This window comes from Pedobacter sp. 01T416_2, assembly GCF_056398925.1.
In genome coordinates this window covers 1-11934 of the sequence record NZ_JBFTQI010000079.1, presented here as the reverse complement: position 1 = coordinate 11934, position 11934 = coordinate 1, and the positions used below count along the sequence as shown (strand labels likewise).

Sequence of the window (11934 nt, the reverse complement as noted above, 5' to 3'; positions counted from 1 at the left end):
ATATTACCATGCGCAAGAAAGCAGATATTCTGAAACACTTTCCTAATATATATGCCAAATGTTTATCAATAGGGATAGATATGACGAAAGATTATATACCTGTTACACCTGCATCTCATTATATGTGTGGTGGCATTTTAGTTGATGAATATGGTCGCTCTTCAATTAAAAATTTATATGCCTGTGGCGAATGCTCTTCAACAGGTTTGCATGGGGCTAACCGTTTGGCTTCCAATTCGTTATTAGAGGCTACGGTTTTTGCACACCGTATTTACCAGGATGCTATCGAGAACTTTCAAAATAACATTATTCCCGATCATATCCCAGAGTGGGACTCTAAAGGTGTTACCCAAAGTAATGAGGATGTATTGGTAACACATAACCTTAGGGAGCTACAAAAGGTTATGGGCGATTATGTGGGTATTGTCCGTTCTGATTTCCGTTTGGAAAGAGCACATCGCCGCTTGTTTTTAATTTATCAGGAAACAGAAGAATTTTATAAAAAAAATAAAGTTTCAGTTAAACTTTGCGAATTGCGTAATGTAATTCAAACTGCTTATCTGGTGATCAAATCTGCCATGCAACGGAAAGAGAGCAGGGGATTACATTATACTACTGATTATCCTGAACATGCAAAAGAATTAGTAGATACCGTTTTTTAATGTGGAATCGTCATGCTGAATTTAGTTCAGCATGTACGTATCATATATACAATACATAATAAGACCCTGAAATAAATTCAGGGTGACGTAAAATAGAGTTATGCCTTTAATACTACCCGTAAAAGATAAATACCCTGAAATTGGAAAAGACAATTTTATTGCAGAGAATGCCACAATAGTGGGTGATGTAATAATAGGTGACAAATGCTCGGTATGGTTTAATGCTGTAATTAGAGGCGATGTAAATGCCATTACGATTGGAAATGAATCAAACATACAAGATGGTGCGGTAATTCATGCAACCTACTTAAAAGCTTCTACACACATCGGTAACCGGGTATCTGTAGGGCACAATGCCATAGTGCATGGCTGTACTGTTCAGGATAATGTTTTAATCGGCATGGGTGCCATTGTAATGGATCATGCTGTTATAGAAGAGTATTGTATTATTGCAGCGGGATCTGTAGTATTGGAAAATACGATATGTGAAACGGGTTATTTATATGCTGGCACGCCTGCAAAAAAAATAAAGCCCATTACTGATGAGCAAAGGGCTTTATTGAATAAATTGCCTGATAATTATATCATGTATTCGGGTTGGTTTACCACTTAGTATCCGTCATGCTGAACTTGTTTCAGCATCTTTGTTGCCATTAAGACCCTGAAATAAATTACCTTCGGTGAGCTCGCTTAAGGCTCGGTTTACTGTGTAGCTTTCCGCTGCGCTACAAGTCAGGGTGACAGCTATTTTAATTATTTTTAGGTGGTGCAGGTATCACCAATGKGTCTTCACGTTCCCAGTTAGGTTTTAAATCCATTAAAGCCTTTACATACCAAACTTTTTCGGGTTGATATCCTTCTTTAACATTTCCTGTATCCCAGATTCCGTTTTTATTTTCATCGTAAATTACCCTGAGCATATACTTGCCTGCCGGATATTTAGAAAAAGTAACTTTTGAGTTTTTGCTTACCGGAAAAGATTTTATGATGTCCTTTTTTTCGTTTAGAAACTGCACAACATATCTTTTAGCGGTATCTGGAACAGTAACATTTAATACGAGCGTAGTATAAGCATCCTGGCTTTCGAGCGAAAATCTCTTGGTTACATCTTTGTTTTTAGCATTGAATATAGCTGTAAAAGCACCTGCAGCTAGCTTCAAATCATAAGTCCTTTTATTTTTCCAAGGGTATTTTATATAGTATTTAAGGAAATCTACACTGTCTTTTACTACTTCAAAAGTTGTCCGTTTTACTGAGTCTTCTAAAAGGGTGATTTTTGATGGATCTGCAGCAGTCATTGGAAAAGGAAAGGTTAGCGTTAACTGTTGGAAAGGGTTTAACTTACCGCCCAATAAGTTATCAGAAACAGTAACCTCGCGTGTATACGTGTCTTTTTTACCCCGGGTAAAGTTTAAGGTCTGTAAAACTTTACCTTGATCTTGTATGGCAACCTTAACCGAATCGAAGCTTAAGTCTTTTAGCCATATTTTGGCGGTATCATTATTTTTAGAGAAATGGACAAACTTACCCACGTCAACAGCTGGTGGGTCTGTAATGGTTATTTTAGGGCTTTTAAGCTGCTGGTTAAAGATGATTGATATACTGCCGTCGTTATTTAGTTTTCGGTCTAATACTCGGAATTCTGGTGCCAATTCCTTAAATATCTGCAGATCTATGTTCTCTATATTTTTATCTATTACAATAGGGTCTTTTACAAATCCAACTTCATCCGAAATCTGCTGGTATATTTTATCGCCTCCTCCGCTACTTTCCTTAACCGCATACACTTTATAAGTACCTTTTCTAAGGTTATTCAATTTGTAGGTTCCTGCACTATCAGTAGTGGTATATATTGATGGGCGTTTTTTTCCAAAAATGGTGTCTCTTTCTAAAGGTAGAATAAATACGGTAACTTCCTTCTCAGGTTCGTCGGTTAGCGAATTGATTACCTTGCCGCTTAATGATAACGAATCTATTTCCGGGCCGGTAGAAAAAACATAGGATAAATTTTTAACTACATTTCCTTCGTTAACATCGGCTACAGATTTTCCAAAGTTTAAAGTGTAGGTTGTATTTTTTTCTAAAGAATCCTTAAGGTTAATTTCTAATCTTTTTTGCCTCTTTTTTAACTCAGGAGTTTTTTCCTGATCGGGTGAAATTGAAAATTCTTTAAACTCATCTTTAAGATTAAAATATTCATCAAACTCGATTACAATTTTTTTAGCATTAAAATTCCTCGTTTGATTTTTTGGAGTCATGCTTAAAACTTTTGGCGGCTTCGTATCTTTTGGCCCACCTTGTGGTGTTTGGATACTTGCACAACCAAAAAATAGGAGCAAGGTTATAACAACCGCTAAATTTTTAAGGTTAAAATACTGAGCTTTTAAATTTGGCATATTTTAAACGTTCTGACGAATTTTTATACTTTTTGGAACTGTAACATTAAAAAATATTTTTTTTAGCTTATATCGCTTTATTTTAAGTCTACTCTGAAATAGGTAAAGTATTGATTATCAATTACTTATTAATGTAAACCATTAAAACTGATATGTCTGAAGGAGAAACGCCTGAAATTCGTGATGCCTGACCTAAAGTACGTGGTTTGATCTTAAATAATTTTTCTCTGGCCTCTTTTGAAATGGAAACAATTTTATTGTAATCGAAATCAGGCTTAATTTCTTTGTCTTCCATCTTCAGCATTTTGGCTACAATTTCATTTTCCTTTTCAAAATAACTTTCATATTTAATTTTGATTTCGGCTTGCTCAATAGTTTCATTGTCTAAATCTTTGGTTGCTTCTGCAAGCGCTTTACTAACTTTAATCAGATCAGGTAAACCAACATGAGGCCTGCCAACCAAACTGTGTATTTTTACATTTTGATTTAAAACGCTCGATCCTAAACTTTCGAGCATTGGATTCGCATCGCTCATTTCGATACCTTGGTTTCTGGTGAACTTAACCAAAGCATCGGCATTTGCAATTTTCTGATTTACCTTTTCTAAACGTTCATCAGAAATTAAGCCCAGCTCATGGCCGATAGGAGATAAGCGGATATCAGCATTGTCTTGTCTTAATAACAAACGATGTTCGGCTCTCGATGTAAACATACGATAAGGTTCTTCCGTTCCTTTTGTTACCAGGTCGTCAATTAAAACTCCAATATAACTGTCAGATCTTTTCATGATCAGTTCATGTTTATCTGTGATTTTTTGATGTGCATTTATTCCAGCCATGAAACCCTGACAAGCTGCTTCTTCATATCCTGTAGTTCCATTGATCTGTCCGGCTAAAAATAAATTGCTGATCAACTTAGTTTCTAGTGTTAAAGACAATTGGGTAGGTGGGAAGAAATCGTATTCGATAGCATAACCTGGTCTGAACATTTTTGCTTGTTCGAAACCTGGTATTAACCTTAGTGCTTTAAATTGTACATCTTCTGGAAGTGATGTTGAAAATCCGTTTACATAAATTTCACAAGTATTCCATCCTTCAGGTTCAACGAAAATCTGATGTCTGTCGCGTTCAGCAAAGCGGTTAATTTTATCTTCAATGGATGGGCAGTATCTTGGGCCTAAACCTTTAATTCTTCCAGTAAACATTGGTGATTTTTCGAAACCTTCTTTTAGCGTTTCATGAACATCCCCATTGGTATAAGTGATCCAGCAACAACGTTGGTCTGTCGAAACTTCGGTATCAGTGTATGAGAATTTACCTGGGTTTTCGTCTCCCCATTGTTCTTCCATTTTGGTATAATCCAAACTTCTTCCGTCTACGCGTGGGGGAGTACCGSTTTTCATTCGGCCTGCTTCCATACCTAGTTCTACCAGTTGTTCTGTAATTCCTGTTGATGCTCTTTCGGCAGTTCTACCTCCTCCAAATTTCTTTTCTCCAATATGCATTATGCCGTTTAAGAAAGTTCCATTGGTAAGTACTACTGCTGTACTTTCTATCTCGATACCTAAAGATGTTTTAACACCATATACCGTATTATCTTTTACCAATAGGCCAACAACACTGTCCTGCCATATATCAAGGTTGCGTGTTCTTTCTAAAGCTAAACGCCATTCTTCTGCGAAACGCATTCTATCAATCTGTGCTCTTGGACTCCACATGGCAGGGCCCTTTGACTTATTAAGCATTCTAAATTGAATAGTCGATTTATCAGAAATAATACCTGAATAACCACCCATGGCATCCACCTCGCGAACGATCTGTCCTTTAGCTACGCCACCCATGGCAGGGTTACAACTCATTTGGGCAATCGTGCCCATGTTCATTGTTATTAATAAAACAGATGATCCTAAATTGGCAGCGGCAGCAGCAGCTTCACAGCCTGCGTGACCAGCACCAACAACAATCAAATCGTATTTTGAAAACATTTTATTTTGTATTTCTTTAATGTTCCACGTGGAACAATTGGTTTTTATCCTAATATTACGTCGTGCTAAAAATAATTCAGTACGGCGATTGTGTGATGTTCCACGTGAAACATAACGTGGAAAACATCTTTCAATTATACTTTGGTTATTCTGAAAGTTCGAGCCAACGCATGGTTAACTCGTCAAGCTTTGCCTGAAGCAATTCTATCTCGCTGGAAACTTCCTGAATTTTTACATAGTCGGTCGCATCAATTTTAACTAAGCTTTCGTTAAGCGAAGCTATTTTGTTTTCTGTTTCTGCTATGCCTTTTTCACTATCCTCTAATTCTTTTTGCTCCTTGAAACTTAATTTTTTTACCGCTTTAACAGGTGTTTGTTCTACAGCGGGGGTAGGGGTTTTCTTGGTTTCTGTTTTTACTTTTGGTTGTTCTAAACTTAAACGGTATTCAGAATAATTGCCATTATAAATTTTAACTACACCTTCACCTTCCATGATAAATAGTTGATCACTCATTTTATCAAGCAGGTATCTATCGTGAGAAACCAGCATTAATATGCCAGGAAAGTTTTCTAAAAATTCTTCAAGAACGTTCAGCGTGTCGATATCAAGATCGTTTGTTGGCTCATCCAAAATTAAAAAGTTCGGATTTTGCATTAGCACTTTCATCAAGTTTAAACGTTTCTTTTCACCACCACTTAATTTCTCAACCATACCATGTTGTTTCTTCGGGGGGAAGAGAAATAGGGTTAATAGGGCAGAGGCCGTAATCACTGAACCGTCAGCCATCTTGATATATTCAGCATCAGATTTTACAATATCAATTACCCTTTCTTTTGGATCGAAAGTTAAACCACCTTGTTTGTAATAACCAAAAACGGTTGTCTCTCCAGTATCAACTTTACCAGCATCTGGCTTTAATTGACTTGTAATGATATTTAGCAAAGTAGATTTACCCGTACCATTTTTTCCTGCTAAGCCAATTCTGTCTCCTTTTTTAAAGGTGTAACTAAAATCGTTGATGATCGGACGGTCATCAAATGCTTTTTTAATGTGTTCTATCTCAATAATCTTCCCGCCTTGACGAGACATCTTCATTTGGAGGTTAATACTCTGATTATCAGCCTTTTTCTTTGATTTTTCCTCTAAATCGTAAAAAGCATTGATTCTGGCGTTAGATTTGGTTCCGCGTGCCTGTGGCATGMGTCTCATCCACTCCAATTCTTTCTTTAATAGCTGTTGGTTCTTATGTAAAACCGTTGCATCTAAAGCTTCTCTTTCCGATTTCTTCTCTAAATAATAAGCGTAGTTTCCATTATAGTTGAAAATCTTACCTCTATCTAATTCTACTATTGTATTACAAACATTATCCAAAAAGTATCTATCGTGGGTGACGAGTAAAATTGTTTTTTGTCCAGTGGTTAATAATTTCTCCAACCATTCAATGGTATCAATATCCAAATGATTGGTGGGTTCATCAAGCACCAAAATTTCTGGATCTTCAATTAAAAGTTTGGCAAGAGCCAAACGTTTCTTTTGTCCGCCAGACAGGGTAGATATTTTCTGCTGAAGATGAGTAATGCCCATTCTGTTTAAGATGGTTTTAATCTCATGTTCATATTCCCAGGCATTGTGTTCGCTTAATTCTTCATATAAACGATTAAGTGTTTTTTCGTCTGGATTAGGATCTTCAATTAATTCTTCATATTCCTTAATTAACTGTTGTTGTTTATTCTCAAGAGAGAATATGTGGTCGCTAATAGAAAAACCTTCAGTAAATTGTGGTTCCTGATCGAGAAAACCGATTTTAACAGCTTTATTTTTTACAATTTTACCTTCTAGCGGAGGGAACCTTTCTGCCAATAATTTCAAAAGTGTACTCTTACCCGCACCATTAATTCCAACCAACGCCACGCGCTGACCAGAGTTAATACCTAAGGTTAAATTTTTAAACAGCCATTCGTCATGATAACCATGACCTAAGCCTTCTGCCGCAATTAGTGTGCTCAATTTTTTTGTATTTCGGATTTATAAAGGAAAATTAGTGCAAAAGTAAGTATAAAATATTTGGAACGGCATAATCAAATTGTAAAGGGCTTCTGTATCAGCTAAAAATGGCAGAATATTGATGCATTGGATTATCTGTTCAGTAATTCATTTGTCATTAGTTGCATTATTTCAGTAAAAAGAAAACAGCGGTCGGACTCGCYCCACCGCTGCTTCAATCATTAACTAAAACTAAACTTTATCTTGATATAATGCACAGGGTATAAATTCTAGCGCATTATTTAATTGTCGTTTTTTGAATATAAGACTGCAGTTGGTTGAAAATGTTGCAGGAAATTTAGGTGTATTATACCAGTATAGTCTAATTGTCGACGAACGCCCATAACTATTAGACGAACGGCATTAAAAATAATTAGGAAGGGGTATTATTTACTTGGACTTAGCAACTGAGGAGATTCTATTGTCATTCTGAATGCAATGAAGAATCTGCAAACGATGGAATGCAAACTCAAACGAGAAGGTAGAGAATGAAAGTGCTGTGATAATCATTAAAAGGTTCTTCGCTGCGCTCAGAATGACATCCTGGGGAGGAAGAGGGTAGACTAAACTAATCCAACTTCCGCTCTATAACCCAGGTACTCATCTTCTTTCTGAGTCATAAGGGTTTTAGCCACTTTTCCTTTGTCTTTGTAACCTAATAAATGTAGGGTACCGTGAATCATAATGCGGCAAACCTCATCAAATTCCAGCGTTTTGAAGGTTTTAGCATTTTCTTTAACACGCTCGATGCTTATAAAAATATCGCTTACAATCTGTTTTTCTTCTTCAGAATTATCGAAAGTAATGATATCGGTGTAGGTATCGTGGTTTAAATATTGTTGGTTGATGCCCAACAGGTATTCGTCGCTACAGAAAATGAAATTAAGTTCCTGCAATTTGAAACCTTCTTTTTCAATCGTAGCTTTAATCCACTTCTTTACCTTAAGTTTCTGAGGAAGATTATAGCTAACTGATTCTGTGAAAAATGATATTGCAGGCATATTGTGGTGTTTATGGCTGCAAATTTAACTAAAAATTTAAAGTGATGAATAGGGGCTGTATCATAAATATAGAATTGTCATCCTGAAGGATAATTTATTTTATAAAAATCACTATGAGTGACGTATAATTGATTTCTTTTGCCATAAACCACGGTCTTGCCTCGGCTCGCCGCCGCCGAAGGGCTCTTTCTTTTTGGCATCAAAAAGAAACAAAAAATGCCGGCTGAAAATTTTTCTTTTGAAGCGAGTTGTGAGGCTAGAACAGTGCAGCCCGAAAAATTTGTTAGGCCGGATTTAAGTAGAACGGGGATACCGTGCTATGGCCTAGCTAGATGGAAATGCGAAAGTAGTTAAAATACTGATTAATAATAATTTGTAAAATTATGTCAATGGTCGCCTGTCGAAAGACCTGTAAGATGCCTTATAAAGCGTTTAGACAAGCTCAACGTGACAAATTCGATAAGAATCTAGTTCGACCACGATGAACTGTATGGGTATCATCGTTCCATATTCAACGATTTCAAATATTCAGCGATCTTGTTTTTATAGTAATAATTTAAGCTTGGAGGTAGTTTTTGCAACATATCATTACCACTTTGTTGCTGTTTTTTAAACTGATCGACCATTTTTTGATAAGATGGAGGGAACTCCTTAGCTGCTTTACTTTCCCGTTTAGCGTCTTCTTCCTGATCGCGTTCTGCTTTTTCTGCCTCTAATAGCTTGGTTAAGAGGTCTTTTTGCCTGTTTAAGGTTTCTTGTTGCAAACGTTTATTAACCAGATCGCTCTCGGTCTTTTTCATTTCTTTAATGGCTTCATTTAGGTTGCCCATTTTACCTGTGCCGTCTTTGTTCTCTTCACGATTGATCTTTTCGAGCGCCTGGCGGATCATTTGTTGCTGCTGAGCCATCTTACCAAACTCCTGGCTCATTTGTCCTTTGCCAACTTTTCCTTGATTATCTCCAGATTTTTGCATTTGCTCGCGGGCTTTTTGCATGCTTTTGTTCAGCTGTTCCTGCATCTGCGAAAGCTGCTTCATCCCTTGCTTTTGTTTCTTTCCACTGCCGCCCTTACCGTTTTTCTGCATATTTTGCAGCTGACTTAGCGCTTCACTCAACATCAAGGTTAGATTATTGATAGAAGTCATGGTAAACTGCTGAAAACGGTTAGCCTCAGGCGTTCTTCTATCACCCAAACTTTCCAAACTTTTATCCAGGTTGAAATTGATTTTGTTCATCTCCTCGTTAACTGTCGATTCTATCTGTGGAACGCGTTTGCTTAAACTATATAAGCTATCGGCGATCGTTTTAAGGTTATCTTTAATGCTACGCTGTTTCTGAACGTTGCTGGTATAAGAAGGATCGGCCGCGGTCATTTTCTTTAAAGCAAGCATTACTTTTTCCTGATCAAAAGAAGTGGTCAATAAGTTTTCCAAGAGGCGTCGCAACTCTTTGGCATTCAGGTTGTTTTCCATTTCTTCACCCTGCTGCTGCATATCGCTCATTTTTTTAGATAACTTTTCCATCTGCTCGCCAGCTTTTTGCTGTTTCTGGCTTGCATTTTTCGAATCCTTTTTATCTAAAGCATCTTTACTGTCCTGTTGTTCTTTTTGTATATCCTGCACATCTTTTTCAGGATTTTCGAAAGGATTAGGCCTTTCAAGCGACTGATTTTTTTCTTCCAGCTTTTTTAAATCATCTTTCAGGTCTTTCATCTCCTTGTTAAGTGCATCTTGTTTTTGCTTTAACGATTCATTGTCCTGTTTTTTATCTTTGGTTTGCTCAGCAAGTTCCTTTTGTTCTTTAGCCAGTTCGTTTAAACGATCGATATCGGTTTGAAGGTTTTGTTCAAATTCTAATTGTTTGTAGAGTTCTAGAATCCTGTCGAGTTCATTTTTAAGGGTTTTATTGTCCAGTTGCATTTTCGAGAGCTCATTCTGCGTTTGGTCCTTATTTTTCTCATTCATCAGGTTTTGCAGCTTTTGCAAAAGTTCTTTTGTTTTCTCATCCAGTACATTATCAAACAGGTCTTTAATCTGTTTCTGTTTTTCTAGGAGCTCTTCAGTTTGCTTTTGATCCTCCTGTTGCTGGATATTTTTATCGTTCTGCTCTTTTATTTCTTTTACAGCCTCATCAAGCTGTTTTTGTTTGTCTAAAAGGGCTTCAATCTGTTTTTTATCTTCGAAAGAAATCTGTTTTTTATCGATGAGGCTTTCGGCCACCTTTTTACTTTCTTTTTCGATGGTATTGGCCAGGCGTATGGCCGATTGCATTTTCTGTTTTAAAGCCTGGTTGCTTGCATTTACCTGTTCGGCAGTTTCTTTTTTAGTAGGCTGTTTAAAGGTTTTGATTTCCGATCGGGTAACTTTTGCGCCATTTACACCGTCGTTATCGGCTACTTCAAAATAATATTCAATTTCCTGACCAGGTTTGGCCGATGCTGTTTTTAAATCCCAGAAATAGAAAAAGGTATTTTCTGTCGCATTGCTTTTAATGGCAATATTTTTGGTAATTGTACCCACAATGCGGTTATTTTCTTTGATATTGTATTTAAAACTTAAGCGGCTAAAACCATAATCATCAGTAACCTGACCGCTGAAGTACAAGGCTTTGTTGCTTACTGAATCTGATTTTTCTTCAACAGAAATACTAGGAGATTGATCTTTAACAACCGTGATTTGATGCGACAAAGAATCTCTGAGCGTAACATATTGGTTTTTAGGYGTGATGCTATATTTTGAATTATTCCTAATGGTTGCATTAAAGGCTGATTCATTATCTTCAACTTTTAAAACATTTTCAGTTCCATTTAAAATAAAAAGCAGTGAACTACTCTGGCCAGTTTTAAAGTTCCAGGTAACTTTTGTGCCTTCGGGTAGGAGCATATCGCCAACATTGGCAATTAATTCTTGTTTTTTGCCCAGATAAGCAGGGTAATTTAAAGTCGCGGTTGCATTTAATAGTTCAGGACGCGGTTTAACCGAAACCGTAAACACCGACGAACTAAAGCCACCACCTTTAAAAACCAATTTTTTATCGCTCTGTATATTTTTGATGCTATACTTAAACTTACTAATGTTCTCCTTTTCGAGTTTATAGGTATTTTTTCCGTCTTCAACGTAAATTTCGGCAGGAAGTTCATCACCGGACAGTTTTACGTTTAGGGTTACATCATCACCCTGGGTAACTGTTAAACTTTTATTTAAAACCGTGAAACTGAAAGGCGCTTTAGGTGCAATGTATTCATCGTACTTAAAAAAACTAATTGTGCCCTCGCGTAGAATTGCAGGCGCGATAATAGCAATAAGCAGAATAATAGAAAGGGGAACAAAAAGATATTTTAAATATTTCCGGTTATCGTTAATGCTAACAGCGCTGTAAAATGGAACAGGTTTAAGCTCAAGGATCTTTTGATCGATACTCGCGAGAATGAGGTGGTTGTTTTCTGGATGATTTTCAGATAAATGATGAAGTTGTAAGGTGTTGAGCAATTTGTCCTTAATATCGGAAAAGTGATTTCCGATGATAACCGATGCTTCGTCGAAAGTAAGGTGTTTGCCCAATTTGAGCATTGAAAGTAATGGTTTGATAATTAGAAAGCCAATAAGTAAGGCCCCAACGAGTAAATAAGCAAAAAATACAAAGGTTTTAAAACCAGCGGTTGGATTGAGGTAATAAAGACTCAAAAAAACAAGGAGATATAGGCCTAAAAGTATGGCAGCGGCATAAATACTCCCGCGCAAAATTTTATTCAGGTAAAATTTGCGGATAAACTCATCTATCTTCCGTAATAAATCGCTGTAGTTATTGCTCACCATATCACCGTAAATGTAAAAATAGTTCTAATCAA

General features: G+C 36.7%; 7 protein-coding genes. 2 read left to right on the top strand and 5 right to left on the bottom strand.

Translation table 11 applies throughout. The annotated features are described in order from the left end of the window. A partial coding sequence (locus AC1DPQ_RS05460; protein WP_477608302.1) for an FAD-binding protein occupies window positions 1–662 on the top strand: 662 nt, incomplete at its 5' end. Between the two features lie 100 nt (window positions 663–762). Continuing rightward, window positions 763–1275, top strand: coding sequence for a gamma carbonic anhydrase family protein (locus AC1DPQ_RS05455; RefSeq protein WP_477584925.1), 513 nt, complete (start codon window positions 763–765; stop codon window positions 1273–1275). A gap of 136 nt (window positions 1276–1411) precedes the next feature. On the opposite strand, the gene AC1DPQ_RS05450 is transcribed toward AC1DPQ_RS05455, so the two are convergent. The 5 genes from AC1DPQ_RS05450 to AC1DPQ_RS05430 form a co-directional block, all read right to left on the bottom strand. Next, on the bottom strand, window positions 1412–3058 hold the full coding sequence (locus tag AC1DPQ_RS05450) for an Ig-like domain-containing protein (protein ID WP_477608300.1): 1647 nt from the start codon (window positions 3056–3058) through the stop codon (window positions 1412–1414). Window positions 3059–3179: 121 nt separating this feature from the next. Beyond that, window positions 3180–5042 (bottom strand): tRNA uridine-5-carboxymethylaminomethyl(34) synthesis enzyme MnmG, encoded by a 1863-nt coding sequence (mnmG, locus tag AC1DPQ_RS05445; RefSeq protein ID WP_477608298.1) that lies wholly within the window; start codon window positions 5040–5042, stop codon window positions 3180–3182. A gap of 145 nt (window positions 5043–5187) precedes the next feature. Then, on the bottom strand, window positions 5188–7050 hold the full coding sequence (locus tag AC1DPQ_RS05440) for an ABC-F family ATP-binding cassette domain-containing protein (RefSeq protein ID WP_477608296.1): 1863 nt from the start codon (window positions 7048–7050) through the stop codon (window positions 5188–5190). A gap of 599 nt (window positions 7051–7649) precedes the next feature. Next, complete coding sequence (gene ybeY / locus AC1DPQ_RS05435) at window positions 7650–8087, bottom strand: rRNA maturation RNase YbeY (RefSeq protein ID WP_477581559.1); 438 nt, start codon at window positions 8085–8087, stop codon at window positions 7650–7652. A gap of 497 nt (window positions 8088–8584) precedes the next feature. Further along, the gene (locus tag AC1DPQ_RS05430) at window positions 8585–11902 is read right to left on the bottom strand and encodes a DUF4175 family protein (RefSeq protein ID WP_477581561.1); all 3318 of its coding nucleotides are present in this window, start codon (window positions 11900–11902) and stop codon (window positions 8585–8587) included. Window positions 11903–11934: the final 32 nt, after the last annotated feature.

Coding starts and splice junctions, on each gene's coding strand:
- AC1DPQ_RS05455 (WP_477584925.1), top strand. CDS start 763: ATGCCTTTAATACTACCCGTAAAAGATAAATACCCTGAAATTGGAAAA.
- ybeY (WP_477581559.1), bottom strand. CDS start 8,087: ATGCCTGCAATATCATTTTTCACAGAATCAGTTAGCTATAATCTTCCT.